A 20,670-nucleotide genomic window follows, 5' to 3' on the forward strand; every position below is an offset into this window, starting at 1 on the left:
GGGCATGGCCGATGGCCCCGTTTTCTGAAACTGACCGGACCGCTGATGACTGATTCCCGCCCCGTCGTGACCCGCTTCGCGCCCTCGCCCACCGGCTACCTGCATATCGGGGGCGCGCGGACGGCCCTGTTCAACTGGCTCTATGCCCGCGGGCGGGGCGGAAAGTTCCTGCTGCGGATCGAGGATACCGATCGCGCCCGCTCGACCCCCGAGGCGACCGAGGCGATCCTGCAGGGCCTGCGCTGGCTGGGCCTGGACTGGGATGGCGAGCCGGTCAGCCAGTTCGCCGGCGTCGCCCGCCATGCCGAGGTCGCCCGCGCCATGCTGGAAAACGGCACCGCCTACAAATGCTTCTCGACCGCCGAGGAGATCGAGGCCTTTCGCGAAAAGGCCAAGGCCGAGGGGCGCTCGACCCTGTTCCTGTCGCCCTGGCGCGACGCCGATCCGGCCAGCCTGCCCGACGGCCCCCATGCGATCCGGCTGAAGGCGCCGCGCGACGGCGAAACCGTGGTGCGCGATGCGGTGCAGGGCGACGTGACCTTCGGCAATGCGCAGCTGGACGACATGGTGCTGCTGCGCTCGGACGGGACGCCCACCTATATGCTGGCGGTGGTGGTGGACGACCACGACATGGGCGTGACCCATGTGATCCGGGGCGACGACCACCTGACCAATGCCGCGCGGCAGATCCAGATCTATCAGGCGATGGGCTGGGACATCCCGGTCTTTGCCCATATCCCGCTGATCCACGGGCCGGACGGCAAGAAGCTGTCCAAGCGCCATGGCGCCGTGGGCCTGCACGAATATGCCGCCATGGGCTATCCGGCGGCAGCGATGCGCAACTACCTGGCGCGGCTGGGCTGGAGCCATGGCGACGACGAGCTGTTCGACGACGCCCAGGCCAGGGCCTGGTTCGACCTGGACGGCATCGGCAAGGCCCCGGCCCGGCTGGACTTCAAGAAGCTGGAACATGTCAGCGGCTGGCATATCGCCCGGATGGGAGATGCCGAATTGCTGGAGGAAATCGCGCGTTTCCGCGCCGCGACCGGCGCACCGCCGCTGTCCGAACGCCAGATCGCCCGGCTGCTTCCCGCGCTGGAGGCGCTGAAGGCCAAGGCCAGGACCCTGCCCGCGCTGCTCGACCAGGCGCATTTCGCGCTGATCGACCGGCCGGTCGCGGTCGAGGAAAAGGCGGCGGCGGCGCTGGATACTGTATCCCGTGGTATACTGACTGAATTGACTGCCGCGGTGCAGAATGCTAGCTGGGACCGCAACGAACTCGAAGCGGCAGCCAAGCGGATTGGCGAGTCGCACGGGCTGGGGCTGGGCAAGGTCGCGGCGCCGCTTCGCGCGGCACTGGCCGGGCGCAGTTCCACCCCCAGCGTGTTCGACATGATGTTGGCGCTTGGCCGCGACGAAACGGTGGCCCGGCTGCAGGATCAAGCGGGCTGAGACCCGCCCCCATCACCCGGCCTGCGGGCCGGAGACAGGTGAAAGGAACTGGGAATGGCAGAAGAAAAAGCCGCAAGACTGCATCTGGCGGGCAAGGACTACGACCTCGCGGTCCTGTCCCCGACCGCGGGGCCGGATGTGGTCGACATCCGCAAGCTCTATGGCGAGGCGGGCGTTTTCACCTATGACCCCGGCTTTACCTCGACCGCGTCCTGCGATTCGACGATCACCTATATCGACGGGGACAAGGGCGAGCTGTGGTATCGCGGCTATCCGATCGAGCAATTGGCCGCGCAGTCGCATTACCTGGAAGTCTGCTACCTGCTGCTTTACGGCGAATTGCCGACCCCCGACCAACTGGTCGATTTCGAGACCCGGATCACCCGCCACACCATGGTGCACGAGCAGATGCACTATTTCTTCCGCGGCTTCCGCCGCGACAGCCACCCGATGGCGACCATGGTGGGCGTCGTGGGGGCGATGTCGGCCTTCTATCACGATTCGATCGACATCAACGACCCGGTGCAGCGCGAGATCGCCTCGATCCGGCTGATCGCCAAGGTGCCGACCATCGCCGCCATGGCCTACAAGTATTCTCTGGGCCAGCCCTTCGTCTATCCCCGGAACGAGCTGGATTATGCCAGCAACTTCCTGCACATGTGCTTCTCGGTCCCGGCCGAGCCCTATAACGTCGATCCGGCCCTGGCCCGCGCCATGGACCGCATCTTCACGCTGCATGCCGATCACGAGCAGAACGCCTCGACCTCGACCGTGCGCCTGGCCGGCTCCTCGGGGGCGAACCCCTTTGCCTGCATCGCGGCCGGCATCGCCTGCCTCTGGGGCCCGGCGCATGGCGGCGCCAACCAGGCCTGCCTGGAAATGCTGCGCGAGATCGGCTCGGTCGAGCGCATCCCCGAATTCATCGCCCGCGCCAAGGACAAGAACGACCCGTTCCGGCTGATGGGCTTTGGCCACCGCGTCTACAAGAACTTCGACCCGCGCGCCAAGGTGATGAAGGAATCGGCCGACGAGGTGCTGGACCTGCTGGGCGTCCACAACAACCCGACGCTGCAAGTTGCCAAGGAGCTTGAGAAGATCGCGCTGGAGGACGAGTATTTCGTCTCGAAGAAGCTTTATCCGAACGTCGATTTCTACTCGGGCATCATCCTGGAAGCGATGGGCTTCCCGACCTCGATGTTCACCCCGATCTTCGCGCTGTCGCGGACCGTCGGCTGGATCTCGCAGTGGAAGGAGATGATCGCCGACCCGCAGAACAAGATCGGCCGCCCGCGCCAGCTTTACGTCGGCTCGCCGCGGCGCGATTACAAGCCGCTGGACGCCCGCTGAGCGCGACCGTCCAGGACCAGGATCGGCCCCGGACCAGTTCCGGGGCCGTTCTGCTGCGCCCCCATCACGTGCTTTGCTCGATCGGCTGGCAGGGGCGCGGCTATTCGCCCGAGTTCACCCGGAACATGAACGCCGTCGTCCTGGGCCGGCTGCGCGCCGATCCGCAGGTGCCGGTGGTCTTTACCGTCATGGCCGATTCGATCTGCGCCCCTTGCCCGTCGCGGCGCGGCATGGGCTGCGCCGCGGACGACCGGATCAGCCGGCTGGATCGGCGCCATGCCGCGGCGCTGGACATCCGCCCAGGCCAGCGCATGACCTGGGCCGAGGCCCAGGCCCGCGCCGCGGCGCGGCTGCAGCCCAGGGATCTGGAGCGGATCTGCAACGGCTGCCGCTGGCTGGGCCTGGGCATGTGCCAGTCCGCGCTGGCCAAGCTGCAGCAGCCCGACTGAAAGCCCCCGATCAGCGCTGCGGGCGGCGGCAAGGTCAATGTGACGCAGTTGCCGGCAGCCCCGCTGCAAGGGGCTTGCGCGCCGCCGCGGCCGGTGCGAAATCGGCACTATGACCGAGCATGACAAAATCGCGCTGATCACCGGCGCCTCGCGCGGCCTTGGCGCCGCTTTGGCCGAAACCCTTGCCGCGCGCGGCTGGCATATCCTGGCCGTCGCCCGCACCACCGGCGCGCTCGAGGAACTGGACGACCGCATCCGCAAGGCCGGCGGCTCGGCCACGCTGGCGCCGATGGACGTGGGCGAGCCGCAGGCCATGGTGCAGATGGTCCGGGCGGCGATGGAGCGCTGGGGCGGGCTCGACCTCTGGGCGCATACGGCGATCCATGCCGCGCCGCTGTCGCCGGCCGGGCATATCGACGCCAAGGATTTCCAGAAATCGGTCGACCTGAACATCGTCGCCACGCGCGGGCTGCTCAACCTGATCGAGCCGCTGTTGCGCGCCCGCCAGGGCACGGCGCTGTTCTTCGACGACAAGCGCGCCGGGCAGAAGTTCTTCGGCAGCTATGGCGCGACCAAGGCCGGGCAGATCGCCCTGGCCCAAAGCTGGCAGGCCGAGAACGCATCCCTGGGCCCGCGCGTCGTCATCGCCGAGCCGGCGCCCATGCCCACCGCGGTGCGCGCCCGCTTCTTCCCCGGCGAGGACCGCGCCCGCCTGACCCCCTGCCTGGCCGAAGCCGAGCGCATCCTGGCGGAAACCCTCTAGCCGCGCCGGCGCAAAGGGCCGGCCCCTCGCGCGCCAGTGCGAAAATCCGGTCCCTAGCGCGCCAGCGCGAAAATCTGGTCGATGTCCAGATGCGCCTCGAGATGCGCGGCCAGCCGGTCCAGCACCGTCTCGACCCCCGCGCCGTAATCCAGCGCCGAAGCTGCGCCGAACTGCCCAAGCCAGGCGGCGCGGAAAGCGTCGCCCGAGAACAGCCCGTGCAGATAGGTGCCGGCGACGCGCCCGTCGGGGCTGGTGGCGCCGTCCGGGCCGGGGATATGGGCGAAGGGGCGGGCGCAGTCCGGCCCCTCGGTCCGGCCCATGTGGATCTCGTAGCCCTCGACCGGCTGGCCGAGCGCGGTGCCTTGGGCCCGCGTCAGGCGCTTGTCGGGCGCCATGCGGGTCTCGACGTCCAGCAGGCCCAGGCCGGGGGTGCTGCCGGGGTCGCCGTCATGCCCCTCGGGGTCGTGGACCCAGCGGCCCAGCATCTGGTAGCCGCCGCAGATGCCCAGGCACCGCCCGCCGCGCCGCAGATGCGCGGCCAGGTCGACGTCCCAGCCCTGCTGGCGCAGAAAGGCCAGGTCGCCTCGCGTCGATTTCGTGCCCGGCAGGACCACCAGGTCGGCATCGCCCGGCAGCGCCTGTCCGGGCGGCACCATGGTCAGCCGCACCCCCGGCTCGGCCGCCAAGGGGTCGAGATCGTCGAAATTCGCGATCCGCGACAGCATCGGGCAGGCGATGTGCAGCCCGCCCGTGCCGCGGGTGCGGCGCAGGTCCACCGCATCCTCGGCCGGCAAAAGCGCGGCATCGGCGAACCACGGCACGAGGCCCAGGTCCGGCCAGCCGGTGCGCTGCGCGATAAAGACCCGGCCGGCATCGAAAAGCGAGGGATCGCCGCGAAAGCGGTTGATGACGAAGCCGCGGATCATCGCCGCATCCACCGGGTCGATCACCGCCTGGGTGCCGACGATCTGCGCGATCACCCCGCCGCGGTCGATGTCGCCGGCCAGCACTACCGGAACATCGGCGGCGCGGGCGAATCCCATGTTGGCGATGTCGCGGGCGCGCAGGTTGACCTCGGCCGGGCTGCCCGCGCCCTCGACCAGCACCAGGTCATGCGCGGCGCGCAACCGGGCAAAACTGTCCAGCACCGCGCCCATCAGCTGCGCCTTGAGCGCGCCGTAATCCGCCGCCGCGGCCCGCGCCACGGCGCGGCCCTGCACCACCACCTGCGCGGCGCGGTCGGTTTCGGGCTTCAGCAGCACCGGGTTCATGTGGACCGAGGGCGCCAGCCCCGCCGCCCGCGCCTGCAGCGCCTGCGCCCGGCCGATCTCGCCCCCGTCCGGGGTCACGGCGGCATTGTTCGACATGTTCTGCGGCTTGAAGGGCGCCACGCTGATCCCGCGCAGCCTGGCAGCCCGGCACAGCCCCGCCACCAGCAGCGATTTCCCGACATTCGACCCGGTTCCCTGGATCATCAACGCGCCCATGCCAGCCCCCGCTTGCCAATCCGCGCCTTGGTGACTAGATAGGCGCGTCGCTGAATGAAAGGCCCCGTGGTGGAAAACGTCGTTCTTACCGTGCATCTGATCCTCGCCGTGCTGCTGATCGGGGTGGTGCTGCTGCAGCGGTCCGAAGGCGGCGGCCTTGGCATGGGCGGTGGCGGAGGCGGCGTCATGACCGGCCGCCAGGCAGCCAATGCGCTGTCGCGCCTGACCTGGATCTTTGCCATCGGCTTCATCATCACCTCGATGACGCTGACGCTGATCGCCGCGCAGAACGCCTCCAGCGGCTCGATCGTGGACCAGCTGAACCTGGGCGGCACCCAACAGGCCCCGGCGACCGGCCTGCCCGGCATCGGCGACTACGTCCCGCCGCCCGGCGCGGGCCAGCCCGTGGTTCCGGGCGCCGGCCAGCCGGTCGCACCGCCTGCGACCGCACCTGCACCCGCCGCCGAGACCCCGACCGAAACCCCGGCCCCGACGCCCGCCGCGCCGACCGAGGGCAATGCCCCCGCGACCGCGCCGGTGACACCGCCGGCCGCTGCACCGGCGCAGGAAAGCCCGGCACCGGCCAACAACTGACACCACAACTTGGGGGCGCGACCGGCGCCCCTTACAACAACTTGCGGTCCGTTGCGGCCACGGGGCAAATCGGATATGAGTCGAGTCCCGTGATGCCGCCCAGATTCGGGCCGCGATCTTTTATTGGATTACTCACGGGGGCCCCTCGATGGCGCGTTACATCTTCATCACCGGCGGCGTGGTTTCCTCGCTCGGCAAGGGGCTGGCATCGGCGGCGCTGGGGGCGCTGTTGCAGGCGCGCGGCTTTACCGTCCGGCTGCGCAAGCTCGACCCCTATCTGAACGTCGATCCCGGCACGATGAGCCCCTTCGAGCATGGCGAGGTCTTCGTCACCGACGACGGCGCCGAGACCGACCTGGACCTGGGCCATTACGAACGCTTCACCGGCGTCTCGGCGCGCAAGACCGACTCGGTCTCGTCGGGGCGGATCTATTCCAACGTGCTGGAAAAGGAACGCCGCGGCGCCTATCTGGGCAAGACCATCCAGGTCATCCCCCACGTCACCAACGAGATCAAGGACTTCCTGGCCGTGGGCGAGGACGAGGTCGATTTCATGCTCTGCGAGATCGGCGGCACCGTAGGCGACATCGAGGGCCTGCCCTTCTTCGAGGCGATCCGGCAATTCGCCCAGGAACGCGCGCGCGGGCAATGCATCTTCGTGCATCTGACGCTGCTGCCCTGGCTGGCGGCAAGCGGCGAGCTGAAGACCAAACCGACCCAGCATTCCGTCAAGGAGCTGCGCTCGATCGGCATCGCCCCCGACGTGCTGGTCTGCCGCAGCGAGCAGCCGATCCCGGAAAAGGAACGCGCCAAGATCGCGCTGTTCTGCAATGTCCGCCCCGATGCGGTGATCCCGGCCTATGACCTGAAGTCGATCTACGAGGCGCCGCTGGCCTATCACCGCGCGGGCCTGGACCAGGCGGTGCTGGACGCCTTCCAGATCAGCCCGGCGCCGCGCCCCGACCTGACCCGGTGGGAGGACGTGATGGACCGGCTGACCAATGCCGAGGGCCAGGTCCGCATCGCCATCGTCGGCAAATACACCCAGCTCGAGGATGCCTATAAATCCATCGCCGAGGCGCTGACCCATGGCGGCATGGCCAATCGCGTCCGCGTCAAGGCCGATTGGGTGGACAGCGAAAAGCTGGAGGGCGAGGGCGCGCATCTCTTGGACGGCTATAACGGCATCATCGTGCCCGGCGGCTTCGGCGAGCGCGGCACCGAGGGCATGATCGCCGCGGCGAAATATGCGCGCGAGAAGAAGGTGCCCTACTTGGGCATCTGCCTGGGCATGCAGATGGCGGTGATCGAGGCGGCGCGGAACCTGGCCGACATGCCCGACGCGGGTTCCGAGGAGTTCGACCACGAGGCCGGCAAGACCCGCTTCACCCCCGTCGTCTATCACCTCAAGGAATGGGTGCAGGGCAATTACACCGTGCAGCGCAAGCTGAGCGACGACAAGGGCGGCACCATGCGGCTGGGCGCCTATACCGCCGTGTTGGCGCCGGGCTCGAAGATCTCGGAAGTCTATGACGGCGCGCTGGAGATCGAGGACCGCCACCGCCACCGCTACGAGGTAGACGCCAAATACCGCGACCAGCTGGAGGCGGCGGGGCTCAGCTTCTCGGGCATGTCGCCGGACGGGCGGCTGCCGGAGGTGGTGGAATACCGCGACCATCCCTGGTTCATCGGCGTGCAGTCGCACCCCGAGCTGAAATCCAAGCCGTTCCAGCCCGCGCCGCTGTTCGCCGGCTTCGTCCGCGCCGCGATGGAGAACGAGCGGCTGGTCTGAACCGCCGCGCCGCGCCATAGTGTCGGGATCCAATGGACGGTCCCGACATGCGCCTTGCCCCGATTCCGGTCCTGATGCTTTGCGCCTTGCCCGCGCTGGCGGATGCGCCGCTGTTCGTGCTGGACCAGACGCGCCTGCCCTTCGACCTTGGGCCGGGCGCGCCGCAGAACCAGCCCTCGCGGCAGGCGAACTCGCCGCATGCGGCCGCCAATTCGGCGGCAAGCCCGGCCAACAGCGCCTCGCGCTATGCCAATTCGCCGCGCAACCCGGCCAATGAGAAGCGGGTGATCTTCACCGCGGACGGCTCGGTCGTCGGCTATTACGCCCCGAACGGCGCGGGCACGCTGAACCTGTTCGACCTGGGCGGCAAGCGCGTCGCCTATCGCCCCAAGGGCAGCAAGAGCCTGTTTTCCAGCGACGGGCGCTGGTGCGGCACGGTGGCCGATGCCAGCGGCGGCGGCTTCGCCTTTGGCGTCACCCGCGACTGCGCCGGGCTGTTCTGAGGGGCGACACAGGATTGTCACATTGCAAGGCTAGATCGCAGGCAAGCGCAGCAGGAGATCCCCATGCAGGACCAGACACCCAAGGACTGGCTTGAAGCCGAACTTCAGGACACGCTCGACGAGGATTTCGAGATCGAGATGGAGGATGCGATCCTGTCCCAGGAAATCGCCCGCATCTATCGCGACACCCATCCCGACCAGATGCCGCGCGCCGACTATTTCCGCGAGCTGCTGCGGCTTCAGGCGGAGCTCATCAAGCTGCAGGACTGGGTGGCCCATCACAAGGAAAAGGTGGTGGTGATCTTCGAAGGCCGCGACAGCGCCGGCAAGGGCGGCGCCATCAAGCGCATCACCCAGCGCCTGAACCCGCGCGTCGCCCGCGTGGTGGCCCTGCCCGCCCCTTCGGACCGTGAAAAGACGCAATGGTATTTCCAGCGCTACGTCCCGCACCTGCCGGCCGGGGGCGAGATCGTGCTGTTCGACCGCAGCTGGTACAACCGCGCCGGGGTCGAGCGGGTCATGGGCTTCGCCTCCGAGGACGAGGTGCAGCAATTCTTCGACGACGTCCCGGAATTCGAGCGGATGCTGGTGCGTTCCGGCATCCGTCTGGTGAAATACTGGTTCTCGATCACCGACGAGGAACAGCAGATGCGCTTCCTGATGCGCATCCACGACCCGCTGAAACAGTGGAAGCTGTCGCCGATGGACCTGCAATCCCGCATCCGCTGGGAGGATTACACCAAGGCCAAGGAGGACATGTTCGAGCGCACCAATATCCCCGAGGCGCCCTGGTATATCGTGCCCGGCAACGACAAGAAGCGGGCGCGGCTGAACTGCATGGCGCATCTTTTGACCATGGTGCCCTACGGCCCGGTCCCGCACGAGGAGATCACCCTGCCCGACCGGGTCTTCAACCCCGATTACGAGCGCGAGGTGCTGCCGCCCGAGCTTTACGTGCCGCAACGTTACTAGGGCGGGATCGGGCTTGCGGCGGCGGCCCCGCGCGGCATGATCGGCACGGATCAGCCGCAAGGAGCCCGCCATGCCCAAAGCCTATTGGATCGGCCATGTCACGGTCGACGACCCCGCCGCATACGAAGCCTATCGCCAGGCCAATGCCGCCGCCTTTGACCGCTATGGCGCGCGTTTCCTGGTGCGCGGCGGCGCGCTCGAGGTGGTCGAGGGCCAGATGCGCCCGCGCACGGTGGTGATCGAGTTTCCCGACCTGGAAACCGCCCGCGCCTGCTATCGCAGCCCGGAATACCAGGCGGCGCTCGCCTTGCGGCAGCCCTGCTCGATCGCCGACCTGGCCATCGTCGAGGGCTGGGAATCTGCCTGACAAATTTCGCGCGGGATATTGTTGCGCCGCCAAAATACCCTAATATCCGGTCATGTTTCGCAATCTTCTGAGCCGGCTTTTCGCCGACCGCCCCGATTCCGCCCACCTGAGCGGCCAGGATGCCGAGGTCGCCATCGCCTCGCTGCTGGTGCGGCTGGCGCGCGCCGACGACCATTACGGCGCGGCCGAGCAGCAGCGCATCGACCAGGTGCTGGCCCGGCGCCGCGGCCTTGGCGCCGCCGAGGCGGCCGAACGGCGCGCCGCGGCCGAGATGATCGAGGCCGAGGCGCCCGATACCGTCCGCTTCACCCGCACCATCAAGGAGCGCGTCGACCTGCATGACCGCCAGGAGATCGTCGCCGCCCTGTGGGAGATCGCCTATGCCGACGGCGCCCGCAGCGCCCACGAGGAATCGCTGGTGCGGCTGGTGGCCGGCCTTCTGGGCGTGAACGACCGCGATTCGGCCTTGGCGCGGCAAAGGGCGCTGGACGATCTGGGGCTGTCGGGCAAGTGAACGCGCAACCCCGCCCCAACCCGCCGTCTCAGCCCCTTGCCGGGGCGATCCACGCCCCTGCCCTGCCGGCAAGGCCCGCGACGAAAGCGTTGCAATCGCGCGGCAAATATCGCCTCATATTCCCATGAGCCAGACAGAACCGACCATGGCCGCCCCCGTCACGGCCGCCGATCCCGCCGCCGATCCTGCGCGGGTGCCGGTGATAGAAATCAGGGATCTGCACAAGGCCTATGGCCCGCTTCAGGTCATCCGCGGCGTCAGCCTGGCGGCGCCGCGCGGCCATGTCATCAGCCTGATCGGCTCGTCCGGCTCGGGCAAGTCCACGCTGCTGCGCTGCTGCAACCTGCTCGAGGACAGCCAGCAGGGCGAGATCCTGTTCGAGGGCGAGGCGGTGAAATGGCGCGGCACCGGGTTGGCCCGCGTGCCCGCCGACCGGGCGCAGGTGACGCGGCTGCGCACCAACCTGTCCATGGTGTTCCAGCAGTTCAACCTGTGGTCGCACATGACCATCCTGCAAAACGTCATGGAGGCGCCGGTGCATGTGCTGAAGCGCGATGCGCGGCAGGTCGAGGCACGGGCGCGCGAATTGCTGGCCAAGGTCGGCATCGGCGACAAGGCCGACGCCTGGCCGGCGCAGCTGTCGGGCGGCCAGCAGCAGCGCGCCGCCATCGCCCGCGCGCTGTGCATGGAGCCCAGGGCGCTACTTCTGGACGAACCGACCAGCGCGCTCGACCCCGAATTGCAGCAGGAGGTGGTGCGGGTCATCAAGGATCTGGCGGCCGAGCATCGCACCATGCTGCTTGTCACCCATGACATGCGGCTGGCGGCCGATGTCAGCGATCACGTCGTCTTCCTGCATCAGGGCCGGATCGAGGAAGAGGGACCGCCGGCGCAGCTTTTCGGCGCGCCGCGGTCCGAGCGGCTGCGCCAGTTCCTGAGCGCCACCATGGCCGAATGAAAGAACCGACAGGAGAGCAAGGACATGAAGAAACTGACGCTTGCCGCCGCAGCCTTCGCGCTGACCGCGGGCATGGGCATGGCCCAGACGGTGCGCATCGCCACCGAGGGCGCCTATCCTCCCTACAACCTCATCAACGACCAGGGCCAGGTCGCCGGTTTCGAGGTCGATCTGGGCAACGAGCTGTGCAAGCGGGCCGAACTGCAATGCACCTGGGTCAAGAACGACTGGGATTCGATCATCCCCAACCTGGTATCCTCGAACTATGACGCCATCATGGCGGCGATGAGCATCAACGAGGAACGCAAGCAGGTCATCGCCTTCACCGAGGATTACCTGCCGCCGGCGCCCTCCTCCTATGTAGCGCTGGACGAGGGGGCGAACCTGGAAACCGGCATCGTCGCGGTGCAGACCGGCACGGTCCAGGCGTCCCATATCGCCGACACCCAGGCCACGATGCTGGAATACCCCAACATCGACCAGGTCTTCGCCGCCGTCCGCAATGGCGAGGCCGATGCGGCCTTCGGCGACCATGAGGTCATGCGCCCCTTCGTCGAGGACAGCGACGACCTGATCTTCGTGGGCGAGCAGGTCCGGCTGGACGAGGGCATCGGCATCGGCGTGCGCCAGTCCGACAACGAGCTGCGCGAAAAGCTGAACGGGGCGATCGCCGCGATGAAGCAGGACGGCAGCCTGAACGCGCTGATCAAGACGCATTTCGGCGAGGATGCGCAGACCTACGAATGACATCACTGATGCCGCCGCGGTCCCTGCCGCGGCGGCCAAACCGGCGGCATGATGCTTTCCCATTGCACCGACCCCTCTGCCCTGCAAGGGCTTGCCTGGTTGTCATGCTATCTGACGACCGGCAACCACATGCTGTTCTATGCCAGCTTCGGCACGGTGCTGTTGCTGCTGGCGATCACCGCGCCGGTGGCGCTGCTTTTCGGCTTCGGCGGCGCCATGGCCTCGCGCTCGCGCATCGCCGGTGTGCGCTGGTTCGGCCGCATCTATACCTCGATGGTGCGCGGCGTGCCCGACATCATCTTCTTTCTCTTCGTGCCCATCGCGCTGGACCAGGGCTTCGAATGGCTGCGCTCGCGCGTCTATTGCGACCCCTCGGTGCCGGTGCGGCAGGGCAATGAGTTCATCGTCTGCGCCGCGGCCAAGCTGCCGCTTTCGACCAGCCCGGAATGGGTGCATCAGGCCTATGGCATTTTCCTGGCGGTGATCGCCTTTGCCGTGGTCTTCGGCGCCTTCGCGGCCAATGTGCTGCATGGCGCGATGAACGCGGTGCCGCGCGCGCAGCTGGAAACCGCCGAGGCCTACGGCATGACCCCGCGCCAGGTGAACCGGCGCATCCTGGTGCCGCAGATGTGGACCTATGCCCTGCCGGGCCTGGCGAACCTGTGGATGATCCTGATCAAGGCCACGCCGCTGCTGTTCGTGCTGGGGGTCGAGGACATCGTCTATTGGGCGCGCGAACTGGGCGGCGCCAAGACCCGCGCCTATGCCTATCCGCATCCCGACTGGCGGCTTTACTATTTCCTGGCCATCCTGGTCTTCTACCTGCTGATGACCTGGGGATCGGAGCGGATCTTCGACCGCATCCGGGCCAGGCTGTCGCGGGGCCAGGCCACCGCCGCCGGCGAGGCGATGCGAAAGGCCGCGACATGAACCAATGCCTGCAAACCATCCAGGACTATGGGCTGCGGTCGCTTGGCCTGGGCGAAAGGCTGCTGCCGCGCAGCGGATTTACGCTGTGCGAGCAGGTCACGCTGATCGGCTCGGGCCTGATCTGGAACGTCTATTTCGCTGCGCTGGCGCTGCTTTTCGGCTTTTTCCTGGCCAATGCGCTGGCCGTGGCCAAGGCCAGCCGCAACCCCTGGGCCAGGAAGCCGGCCGAGTGGTTCATCTTCCTGTTCCGCGGCAGCCCGCTCTTCATCCAGTTCTTCCTGGCCTATGAGCTGCTGGTGCAGCTGCCGCGCGCCGGCATCGACGTGCTGGGCATCACCGTGCAGACCAGCTGGATGACCCGCGCCTGGGCCGGGGCGCTGCTGGTGCTGATGCTGAACACCGCCGCCTATTCGGCCGAGATCTTCTACGGCGCGCTGCGCAACCTGCCCAAGGGCGAGCTTGAGGCCGCCGACGCCTATGGCATGGCCGGCTGGACCCGCTGGCGCCGCGTGGTCTGGCCCACGGCGATGCGGCTCGCCTGGCCCGCCTATACCAACGAGGCGATCTTCCTGTTCCACGCCACGACGCTGGTGTTCTTTTCCGGCTTCCCGGCCTTCCAGCAACGGGGCGACGCGCTTTATTACGCCAATTATTTCGCCGACAAGACCTTCAACCCCTTCATCGCCTATCCGATCGTGGCGGGCTATTTCGTGCTGCTGACCCTGGGACTGATCGCGCTGTTCGGCCTGGTGAACCGGCGGCTGAACCGCCACCTTCCCGGCGCGGCGAAGAAGATCCGTTACAGGCCCAATCTCATCAGGTGACCCATGGACTGGCTGCGCGAGCATCCCGACGTCAAGACCATCCGCATCGCCGCCGCCGACCTCAACGGCGTGGCGCGCGGCAAGCGCGTCCCGGCACGCTTTGCCGACAAGATCCTGACCGAGGGCACCAAATTCCCCTTCTCGGTCCTGAACATGGACATCTGGGGCGAGGATATCGAGGACAGCCCGCTGGTCTTCCAGGCCGGCGACCCCGACGGGCTACTGCTGCCGACCGAGCGCGGCTTCATGCCCATGCCCTGGCTCGAGGCGCCGACCGGCCTGCTGCCGATCTGGATGTTCCATCTGGACGGCCGCCCCTATGAGGGCGATCCCCGCCAGGCGCTGGCCCGCGTGGTCGAACGCTACAAGGCCGCCGGCCTGACCCCGATGGTCGCGACCGAGCTGGAGTTCTTCCTGATCGACGATTCGGGCGGCCAGCTGCGGGTGCCGCCCAGCCCGCGCTCGGGCAAGCGCCGCACCGGGGCGGAAACGCTGTCCCTGCGCGCGCTCGACGCCTTCGACCGTTTCTTTACCGCGCTCTACGACGCCTGCGAGGCGATGGACATCCCCGCGGATACCGCGATCTCGGAAGCCGCGCCGGGCCAGTTCGAAATCAACCTGATGCACCAGCCCGACCCGCTGAAGGCCGCCGACGACGCCTGGCTCTTCAAGCTGCTGGTCAAGGGGCTGGCCCGGCGCTACGGCTTTGCCGGCTCCTTCATGGCCAAGCCCTACGAGGCATGGAACGGCTCGGGCATGCACATGCATTTCTCGGTGCTGGACGCACAGGGCCGCAACGTCTTCGACAATGGCGGCGACGAGGGCTCGGACGTGCTGCGCCATGCCGTCGCCGGCTGCCTTGCCGCCATGCCCGGCTCGACGCTGCTGTTTGCCCCGCACGAGAACAGCTACGACCGGCTGGTGCCGAACGCCCATGCGCCGACCGGCATCGGCTGGGCCTATGAAAACCGCACCTCGGCCATCCGCATCCCCTCCTCCGGCCCCAAGGCGCGGCGGATCGAGCATCGGGTGGCGGGCGGCGACGTGAACCCCTACCTGACCGTCGCGGCGGTGCTGGGCGCGGCGCTGAACGGCATCGAGGACAGGGCCGAGCCGCCGCCGCCGATCCAGGGCAATGCCTATGAGCAGGGGCTGGAGCAGCTTCCCGGCAGCTGGGGCGCGGCCATCGACGCCTTCGAAACCTCGCCCGAGATCCGGCGCATCTTCCCCGCGCATCTGATCGAGAATTTCGTCATGACCAAGCGGCAGGAACTGCACTACATGGCCGAGCTTTCCGACGACGAAACCGTCGAGCTTTACCTCGACACGGTCTGACCCGGCGGCTTCCGCACCTCACCGGCCGCCCGGCCTTCAGGCCGCCAGCACCCCGGCCAGCGAGTTCGGCGCGCTATGGGTGATGCGCACCCGCACCAGGTCGCCGACCTTCGCCGCCGGCGCCTCGACAAAGACCGCGTGCAGATAGTCCGACTTGCCGACCATCTGGCCGGGATTGCGGCCGGGCTTTTCGAACAGCACGCCCAGCTCGCGCCCGACCATGCCTTCCTGCGCCGCCTTCTGCTGGCTCGACAGCAGCGCCTGCAATTCCTGCAGGCGCGCATCGGCCACGGCGCCCTCGACCTCGGGCCGCTCATAGGCCGGGGTGCCGGGACGCGGAGAATACTTGAAGCTGAAAGCGGTGCCGAAATTCACCGCCCGCACCAGATCCAGCGTGTCCTGGTGGTCCCGGTCGGTCTCGCCGGGGAAGCCGACGATGAAATCGCTGGTCAGCATGATGTCGGGCCGCGCCTCGCGGATACGCTCGATCAGCCGCAGATATTGATCGACGGTGTGGCGGCGGTTCATCGCCTTCAGGATGCGATCCGAACCCGACTGCACCGGCAGGTGCAGATAGGGCATCAGCTTCGGCTCGTCGCGATGCGCCGCGATCAGGTCGTCGGCCATGTCGTTCGGGTGGCTGGTGGTATAGCGGATGCGGTCGAGCCCGTCGATCTCCGCGATCGCCCGGATCAGCCGGCCAAAGCCCCATTCGGCCCCCTCCGGCCCCTCGCCATGCCAGCCGTTGACGTTCTGGCCCAGAAGCGTGATCTCGCGCACGCCGCGCCCGACCAGGTCGCGCGCCTCCGAAAGGATGCGCGAGACCGGGCGCGACACCTCGGCCCCGCGGGTATAGGGCACCACGCAAAAGGCGCAGAACTTGTCGCAGCCCTCCTGCACGGTCAGGAAGGCGGCGGGCGCGCGCCGGGTGGCGGCGGGCTTCGGCAGATGCTCGAACTTGTCCTCGGCCGGGAACTCGGTATCGACCCCGCCGCCCGCCCGCACCATGGCCGGCAGCCGGTGATAGGCCTGCGGCCCCACCACCAGGTCGACGATGGGCATGCGGCGCTGGATCTCGCCGCCCTCGGCCTGGGCGACGCAGCCGGCGACGCCGATCTTCAGGTCGGGCTTCTCCGCCTTCAGCGGCTTCAGCCGGCCCAGGTCGGAATACAGCTTCTCGGCCGCCTTTTCCCGGATATGGCAGGTGTTCAGCAGCACCATGTCGGCGTCCGCCTGGTTCTCGGTCAGGACATACCCTTCGGCGCCCATGGCTTCGGCCATGCGCTGGCTGTCATAGACGTTCATCTGGCAGCCATAGGTCTTGATGAAAAGCTTCTTCACCGCCGGGGCGGGCTTGCTGGCTGGGTCACTCATGCCGTGCTGTCCTTGGGATCGACGCCTGATACAGGAAAACGCCCGGCTTGGAAAGACCGGCCGCCCCATGCCCGGCGCCCGGCTTCTTCGTTGCCCAAATACCCGAATCCGGCCTCAAAGCCGGTAGATGGCCGAGAATTTCTCCTCCAGGTAGTCGAGCAGCGGCCCTTCGCCGACATCGGCCCCGGTCGCCTGCCCGATCAGCGCGCGCACCGGGTAAAGCCCGCCATGGCGCTGGACGTTCTCGCGCAGCCATTCGACGGCCGGGTCGGCCTCGCCGCGCGCCAGCGCCTCGTCCAGGTCCGGCACCGCAGCACGCAGCGCGGCATGCAGGCAGCCGGCATAGACGTTCCCCAGCGCATAGGTCGGGAAATAGCCGAACAGCCCCACCGCCCAATGCACGTCCTGCAAGACGCCATTGGCCGGCCGGTCCACCGCCACGCCGAAATCCCGCAGGAAGCGGGCGTTCCAGGCCTCGACCAGATCCTCGACATCCAGCCGCCCGGCGATCAGGTCGCGCTCCAGGTCAAAGCGCAGCATGATGTGCAGGTTGTATTGCACCTCGTCGGCCTCGGTGCGGATGAAGCCGGGGGTGACGCGGTTCACGGTGGCATAGAAGGCATCGGCATCGGGCACCGAAAGCCCGCCGAAGGCGTCCGACATGCGCTGGTAAAGCCAGCCGGTAAAGGCGCGGCTGCGGCCCAGCTGGTTCTCGTAGATCCGGCTCTGGCTTTCATGCGCCCCCATCGAGACGCCGCGGCCGAGCGGCGTAAAGGCATAGTCGCTGTCGATGCCCAGCTCATAGCTGGAATGCCCGACCTCGTGGATGGTCGAATAGAGGCAGTTGAAGGGATCGGCCTCGACCACCCGCGTGGTGATGCGGCTGTCCTGCCAGCGCCCCGAGCTGAACGGGTGGACGGCGATGTCCATCCGCCCGCGCGTCCAGTCATAGCCGAAGGCGGTGGCGCAGGTGCGCGCCAGGCGCAGCTGGGTCTCCTGCGGGAAATGCCCGGCCAGCGGCTCGGGCTGGAAGGCGGCGCCCAGCACGTCCTCGCGCAGCGCCACCAGCCGCGGCCGCATGGCGTCGAACAGCTGCGCGATCTCGGCCTGGGTGGTGCCCGGCTCGTAATCGTCCAGCAGCGCATCGTAAAGATCGCCGCCATCCGCCAGGGCCGAGGCCTCCTCGCGCTTCAGCATCAGGATGTCGTTCAGCGCCGGCAGGAAATCCTCGGGCGCGTCCTTGGCACGGGCATCGGCCCAGATGCCCTGCGCCAGCGAGGTCTGCCGCGCCAGCTCCGTCGCCAGCCGCGACGGGATGCGCGAGGCGCGGCGATGGTCGCGCGCGATCAGCTCGATGACGCGGGCATCCTCGTCGTCCTCGGGCTCGGCCTGGTCCAGCCATTCGCCGATGCGCGGATCGGTGCGCCGCTCGTGCAGCACCGCTTCCATCGCCGCCATCTCCTCGGCGCGCTGCTCGACGGCGCCCCGCGGCATCACGGTTTCCTGGTCCCAGGCCAGCCGCTCGGCGACCGAGGACAGCGCCTCGGTCTGGCGCTGGAAGGCGAGAAGATCGTCGAAAGCGCTCATCGGACAGTCCCCCGGACCGAAGTTTCGATTGGATAGCGCGCATGGTGGCGCGCGCGCAGGATCAGCGTAAACAGTGCCACGGCTCCGATCTGATGCGCCAGTGCCAAAGCCAGCGGCGAGGCATGCAGCACGTTCATGATGCCCAGCGCCACCTGCACCGCGACCGCCGCGATCATCGCGGCATAGGCGCCGCGCGTCACCGGATGCGGCGAGCGGCGGGCGCGCAGGAACACCACCACGGCAAAGATTGCCAGCAGATAGGCCACCATGCGGTGGATGAACTGCACCAGCGCCGGGTTCTCGAAGAAGTTGCGCCAGCCCAGAGCCGCGTCCCAGATCTCGGCCGGGATCCATTCGCCGCCCATGGTGGGCCAGCCGGTATACATGCGCCCGGCGTCGATCCCCGCCACCAGCGCGCCCAGCAGGATCTGGACGAAGGCCAGGTGCATCAGCCCGGTGGTCATCGAGAAAAGCTTGCCCTCGCCCGCCCGCCGCGCGCGCAGCAGCGCCGCCTCGGACCGCGACAGCGCCAGCACCTGCCAGGCGATCATGCCCAGGATGGCGAAGGCCAGCCCCAGATGCGTGGCCAGCCTATAGGAGGCCACGCGCACCATCTCGCCCGACAGGCCCGAATGGACCATCCACCAGCCGATGGCGCCCTGCGCGCCGCCCAGCACGCCCAGGCCCAGCAGCCGCGGCACCCAGCCCGCGGGGATGCGCCTGGTCGCCAGGAAAAAGACGAAGCCCGCCGCCCAGACCAGTCCCACCAGCCGCCCCAGCAGCCGGTGCGACCATTCCCACCAATAGATCCGCTTGAAACTCGCCAGGTCCATGTCGGAATTGACCAGCTGGAACTGCGGGATCTGCCGGTACTTGTCGAACTCGGCCTGCCAGGTCGCGGCATCCATCGGCGGGATCGCCCCGGTCACCGGCTTCCATTCGGTGATCGACAGGCCCGAGCCGGTCAGCCGCGTCGCGCCGCCCAGCGCGATCATCGCCGCGACCATGACGAACAGCACGATCAGCCAGATGCGGATCGCGCCGCGCGCGCCCTTGGGTCCGGCGTCGATCATGCCGCCGGCGGGCGGCGTGCTGCGGGGGGTCGTCTCGGTGACTTCCTGAAAGACGGGACGTCTTGCCATGTCAGCTTCCTTCTCGATCGGGCGCGACCTTGGCCCGCCCGCGCCCGGAAATCAATCAGCCGCGGCGGATCAACTGCCGCAGCATGCCGTGGAAGATGCGCGTGTCGGCGCGGGTCAGGGGCAGCCGCGACCAGAGGTTGCGCAATGTCAGCTTCATCGCCGGCGCCTTCTCGGGCGGGAAAAAGAAGCCGGCCTCGTCCAGCCGCTCTTCCCAGTGATCGGCCAGCCGCTCGATCTCCAGCCGCGTCGCCTGGGCTTCGCCGTCGGGGCGGCGGCCATGCGGGGCGGGCTCGGGCGGCAGGCTGTCCTGCGCCCATTCATACCCGGCCAGCAGCACCGCCTGCGCCAGGTTCAGCGAGGGGAAGTCGGGATTGACCGGCACGGTGATGATGGCATTGGCGCGCGCCACGTCCTCGTTCTCCAGCCCCGCGCGCTCGGGGCCGAAGATCACCGCGACCCGGCCGCCCTGCGCGACCCGGCCGCGGGCATCCGCCATGGCCGTGGCCGGGGTCAGCACCGGCTTGGTCAACTCGCGCCCGCGGGCGGTGGTGGCATAGGCGTAATCGACATCGGCCATCGCCTCGGCCAGGGTCGCGAAAACCCGCGCCCGGTCCAGCACCCGGCCGGCCGCGCCCGAGGCCATGGCCACGGCGCGCGGGTTCGGCCAGCCATCGCGCGGCGCCACCAGGCGCATGTCGCTCAGGCCGAAATTCAGCATGGCGCGCGCGGCCGCGCCGATGTTTTCGCCCATCTGCGGGCGGACAAGGATGATCGCCGGTTCCATGGCCGCGGCCATATCCTTCCGCAGACCCACTGGCAAGGCGCGCGGCGCTGCGCTATCTGCTGGCGGAACTCCAGGGGATGACAGCGCCATGACAGACCAGCCCAATTCGCCGCAACTCTACCTGATCGCCCCGGTCGGCGCGGCCGCCTCGACGCTGGGCCCGATGCTGGCCGAGGTCATGGACCGCTTTCCCGTCGCCTGCCTGCGCATCCCCGGCGCCGGCACCGAGGAGGAGCTGGGCCGCATCGCCGATCTGGCGCGCGAGATCGCCCATGCCCGCGACGTGGCGGTGGTGATCGAGGACCATGTCCAGCTGGCGCAGCGCCACGGGCTGGACGGCGTGCATCTGACCAATGGCGCGCGCGGCGTGCGCCATGCCCGCAAGGAACTGGGCCAGGACGCCATCGTCGGCACCTTCTGCGGCGCCTCGCGCCACGACGGCATGAACGCGGCCGAGGCGGGGGCGGATTACGTCAGCTTCGGCCCCTGCGGCGCCACCGCGCTCGGCCATGGCGAGACCGCGCCGCTGGACCTGTTCCAATGGTGGTCCGAGATGATCGAGATCCCTGTGGTCGCCGAGGGCGCCCTGACCCCCGCGCTGATCGGCCAGCTGGCCCCCGTCGCCGATTTCATCGCGCTGGGGGCAGAGATCTGGTCCGAACCGGACCCGGCCGAAGCCCTGGGGATTCTCTGGCGCTGACGGCCCTTGCCGCGGCGTTGCATGGGTATTTGAACAACAGAGAAGGCGA

The 20,670-nt window shown here is 68.3% G+C and carries 21 protein-coding genes; 16 read left to right on the plus strand and 5 right to left on the minus strand.

All coding sequences use genetic code 11. From position 1 onward, the window contains the following. Nucleotides 1–45: 45 nt before the first annotated feature. The 4 genes from gltX to E3U25_RS09065 all read left to right on the plus strand — a co-directional run bounded on the left by gltX (nt 46) and on the right by E3U25_RS09065 (nt 4,011). Complete coding sequence (gene gltX, locus E3U25_RS09050) at nt 46–1,452, plus strand: glutamate--tRNA ligase (protein WP_116220582.1); 1,407 nt, start codon at nt 46–48, stop codon at nt 1,450–1,452. 54 nt (nt 1,453–1,506) lie between these two features. Beyond that, on the plus strand, nt 1,507–2,799 hold the full coding sequence (gene gltA / locus E3U25_RS09055; RefSeq protein ID WP_036756401.1) for a citrate synthase: 1,293 nt from the start codon (nt 1,507–1,509) through the stop codon (nt 2,797–2,799). 68 nt (nt 2,800–2,867) lie between these two features. Next, nucleotides 2,868–3,248, plus strand: a complete 381-nt coding sequence (locus E3U25_RS09060; RefSeq protein WP_036756400.1) for a DUF1284 domain-containing protein — start codon at nt 2,868–2,870, stop codon at nt 3,246–3,248. Between the two features lie 109 nt (nt 3,249–3,357). Further along, complete coding sequence (locus tag E3U25_RS09065) at nt 3,358–4,011, plus strand: SDR family NAD(P)-dependent oxidoreductase (protein ID WP_036756397.1); 654 nt, start codon at nt 3,358–3,360, stop codon at nt 4,009–4,011. 53 nt (nt 4,012–4,064) lie between these two features. Here the strand turns inward: E3U25_RS09065 and E3U25_RS09070 are convergent, their stop codons facing one another. Continuing rightward, nucleotides 4,065–5,498: a cobyric acid synthase gene (locus tag E3U25_RS09070; RefSeq protein WP_116220581.1), complete on the minus strand. Its 1,434-nt coding sequence runs from the start codon at nt 5,496–5,498 to the stop codon at nt 4,065–4,067. A gap of 54 nt (nt 5,499–5,552) precedes the next feature. Here E3U25_RS09070 and secG point away from each other — a divergent pair, with 54 nt between their 5' ends. From secG to E3U25_RS09125, 11 genes are all read left to right on the plus strand, one after another. Further along, the gene (gene secG, locus E3U25_RS09075; RefSeq protein WP_116220580.1) at nt 5,553–6,092 is read left to right on the plus strand and encodes a preprotein translocase subunit SecG; all 540 of its coding nucleotides are present in this window, start codon (nt 5,553–5,555) and stop codon (nt 6,090–6,092) included. A gap of 148 nt (nt 6,093–6,240) precedes the next feature. Continuing rightward, nucleotides 6,241–7,884: a CTP synthase gene (locus tag E3U25_RS09080; protein ID WP_114538040.1), complete on the plus strand. Its 1,644-nt coding sequence runs from the start codon at nt 6,241–6,243 to the stop codon at nt 7,882–7,884. Nucleotides 7,885–7,931: 47 nt separating this feature from the next. Next, a complete protein-coding gene (locus tag E3U25_RS09085; protein ID WP_114538061.1) occupies nt 7,932–8,387 on the plus strand; it encodes a hypothetical protein in 456 nt (151 codons plus the stop codon). A 63-nt stretch (nt 8,388–8,450) separates the two neighbouring features. Continuing rightward, nucleotides 8,451–9,359: a polyphosphate kinase 2 gene (gene ppk2, locus E3U25_RS09090; protein ID WP_116220579.1), complete on the plus strand. Its 909-nt coding sequence runs from the start codon at nt 8,451–8,453 to the stop codon at nt 9,357–9,359. 70 nt (nt 9,360–9,429) lie between these two features. Then, complete coding sequence (locus E3U25_RS09095) at nt 9,430–9,726, plus strand: DUF1330 domain-containing protein (RefSeq protein ID WP_036756385.1); 297 nt, start codon at nt 9,430–9,432, stop codon at nt 9,724–9,726. A gap of 52 nt (nt 9,727–9,778) precedes the next feature. Next, nucleotides 9,779–10,240: a tellurite resistance TerB family protein gene (locus E3U25_RS09100; RefSeq protein WP_036756383.1), complete on the plus strand. Its 462-nt coding sequence runs from the start codon at nt 9,779–9,781 to the stop codon at nt 10,238–10,240. 145 nt (nt 10,241–10,385) lie between these two features. Beyond that, nucleotides 10,386–11,198, plus strand: a complete 813-nt coding sequence (locus E3U25_RS09105; RefSeq protein ID WP_052095955.1) for an ABC transporter ATP-binding protein — start codon at nt 10,386–10,388, stop codon at nt 11,196–11,198. A 24-nt stretch (nt 11,199–11,222) separates the two neighbouring features. Next, nucleotides 11,223–11,945: a transporter substrate-binding domain-containing protein gene (locus tag E3U25_RS09110; RefSeq protein ID WP_036756377.1), complete on the plus strand. Its 723-nt coding sequence runs from the start codon at nt 11,223–11,225 to the stop codon at nt 11,943–11,945. Between the two features lie 51 nt (nt 11,946–11,996). Next, nucleotides 11,997–12,875, plus strand: coding sequence for an ABC transporter permease (locus tag E3U25_RS09115; RefSeq protein WP_036756452.1), 879 nt, complete (start codon nt 11,997–11,999; stop codon nt 12,873–12,875). Beyond that, nucleotides 12,872–13,699: an ABC transporter permease gene (locus tag E3U25_RS09120; RefSeq protein WP_036756374.1), complete on the plus strand. Its 828-nt coding sequence runs from the start codon at nt 12,872–12,874 to the stop codon at nt 13,697–13,699. The genes E3U25_RS09115 and E3U25_RS09120 overlap by 4 nt, the downstream gene beginning before the upstream one ends. A 3-nt stretch (nt 13,700–13,702) precedes the next feature. Continuing rightward, entirely contained in the window at nt 13,703–15,034 is a 1,332-nt protein-coding gene (locus tag E3U25_RS09125) for a glutamine synthetase family protein (protein WP_116220578.1), read from the plus strand. A gap of 36 nt (nt 15,035–15,070) precedes the next feature. On the opposite strand, the gene miaB is transcribed toward E3U25_RS09125, so the two are convergent. The 4 genes from miaB to E3U25_RS09145 all read right to left on the minus strand — a co-directional run bounded on the left by miaB (nt 15,071) and on the right by E3U25_RS09145 (nt 19,933). Then, nucleotides 15,071–16,408 carry a tRNA (N6-isopentenyl adenosine(37)-C2)-methylthiotransferase MiaB gene (gene miaB, locus E3U25_RS09130; RefSeq protein WP_052095953.1) on the minus strand — a complete coding sequence of 446 codons (1,338 nt, stop codon included), beginning with the start codon at nt 16,406–16,408 and terminating at the stop codon, nt 15,071–15,073. A gap of 114 nt (nt 16,409–16,522) precedes the next feature. Then, on the minus strand, nt 16,523–17,995 hold the full coding sequence (locus E3U25_RS09135; RefSeq protein ID WP_116220577.1) for a carboxypeptidase M32: 1,473 nt from the start codon (nt 17,993–17,995) through the stop codon (nt 16,523–16,525). Next, nucleotides 17,992–19,137 carry a heme A synthase gene (gene ctaA, locus E3U25_RS09140; protein WP_072462983.1) on the minus strand — a complete coding sequence of 382 codons (1,146 nt, stop codon included), beginning with the start codon at nt 19,135–19,137 and terminating at the stop codon, nt 17,992–17,994. Before ctaA ends, E3U25_RS09135 begins: the two co-directional genes overlap by 4 nt. 55 nt (nt 19,138–19,192) lie before the next feature. Next, nucleotides 19,193–19,933: an RNA methyltransferase gene (locus tag E3U25_RS09145; RefSeq protein WP_116220576.1), complete on the minus strand. Its 741-nt coding sequence runs from the start codon at nt 19,931–19,933 to the stop codon at nt 19,193–19,195. 76 nt (nt 19,934–20,009) lie between these two features. On the opposite strand from E3U25_RS09145, the gene E3U25_RS09150 reads away from it, so the two are divergent. Next, nucleotides 20,010–20,621 (plus strand): thiamine phosphate synthase, encoded by a 612-nt coding sequence (locus E3U25_RS09150; RefSeq protein WP_036756358.1) that lies wholly within the window; start codon nt 20,010–20,012, stop codon nt 20,619–20,621. The last annotated feature ends 49 nt before the right edge of the window (nt 20,622–20,670 follow it).

This window comes from Paracoccus versutus (genome assembly GCF_029909795.1).
Classification (GTDB): Bacteria; Pseudomonadota; Alphaproteobacteria; order Rhodobacterales; family Rhodobacteraceae; genus Paracoccus; species Paracoccus versutus.

Excerpts from the sequence above, each read along its gene's own strand:
- E3U25_RS09145 (WP_116220576.1), bottom strand. The coding sequence starts at position 19,933 with ATGGCCGCGGCCATGGAACCGGCGATCATCCTTGTCCGCCCGCAGATG.
- E3U25_RS09080 (WP_114538040.1), top strand. The coding sequence starts at position 6,241 with ATGGCGCGTTACATCTTCATCACCGGCGGCGTGGTTTCCTCGCTCGGC.
- E3U25_RS09120 (WP_036756374.1), top strand. The coding sequence starts at position 12,872 with ATGAACCAATGCCTGCAAACCATCCAGGACTATGGGCTGCGGTCGCTT.
- gltX (WP_116220582.1), top strand. The coding sequence starts at position 46 with ATGACTGATTCCCGCCCCGTCGTGACCCGCTTCGCGCCCTCGCCCACC.
- E3U25_RS09065 (WP_036756397.1), top strand. The coding sequence starts at position 3,358 with ATGACCGAGCATGACAAAATCGCGCTGATCACCGGCGCCTCGCGCGGC.
- E3U25_RS09125 (WP_116220578.1), top strand. The coding sequence starts at position 13,703 with ATGGACTGGCTGCGCGAGCATCCCGACGTCAAGACCATCCGCATCGCC.
- E3U25_RS09105 (WP_052095955.1), top strand. The coding sequence starts at position 10,386 with ATGGCCGCCCCCGTCACGGCCGCCGATCCCGCCGCCGATCCTGCGCGG.
- secG (WP_116220580.1), top strand. The coding sequence starts at position 5,553 with ATGAAAGGCCCCGTGGTGGAAAACGTCGTTCTTACCGTGCATCTGATC.
- E3U25_RS09100 (WP_036756383.1), top strand. The coding sequence starts at position 9,779 with ATGTTTCGCAATCTTCTGAGCCGGCTTTTCGCCGACCGCCCCGATTCC.
- E3U25_RS09115 (WP_036756452.1), top strand. The coding sequence starts at position 11,997 with ATGCTTTCCCATTGCACCGACCCCTCTGCCCTGCAAGGGCTTGCCTGG.
- gltA (WP_036756401.1), top strand. The coding sequence starts at position 1,507 with ATGGCAGAAGAAAAAGCCGCAAGACTGCATCTGGCGGGCAAGGACTAC.
- E3U25_RS09070 (WP_116220581.1), bottom strand. The coding sequence starts at position 5,498 with ATGGGCGCGTTGATGATCCAGGGAACCGGGTCGAATGTCGGGAAATCG.
- E3U25_RS09110 (WP_036756377.1), top strand. The coding sequence starts at position 11,223 with ATGAAGAAACTGACGCTTGCCGCCGCAGCCTTCGCGCTGACCGCGGGC.
- E3U25_RS09085 (WP_114538061.1), top strand. The coding sequence starts at position 7,932 with ATGCGCCTTGCCCCGATTCCGGTCCTGATGCTTTGCGCCTTGCCCGCG.
- miaB (WP_052095953.1), bottom strand. The coding sequence starts at position 16,408 with ATGAGTGACCCAGCCAGCAAGCCCGCCCCGGCGGTGAAGAAGCTTTTC.
- ctaA (WP_072462983.1), bottom strand. The coding sequence starts at position 19,137 with ATGGCAAGACGTCCCGTCTTTCAGGAAGTCACCGAGACGACCCCCCGC.
- E3U25_RS09095 (WP_036756385.1), top strand. The coding sequence starts at position 9,430 with ATGCCCAAAGCCTATTGGATCGGCCATGTCACGGTCGACGACCCCGCC.
- ppk2 (WP_116220579.1), top strand. The coding sequence starts at position 8,451 with ATGCAGGACCAGACACCCAAGGACTGGCTTGAAGCCGAACTTCAGGAC.
- E3U25_RS09150 (WP_036756358.1), top strand. The coding sequence starts at position 20,010 with ATGACAGACCAGCCCAATTCGCCGCAACTCTACCTGATCGCCCCGGTC.
- E3U25_RS09135 (WP_116220577.1), bottom strand. The coding sequence starts at position 17,995 with ATGAGCGCTTTCGACGATCTTCTCGCCTTCCAGCGCCAGACCGAGGCG.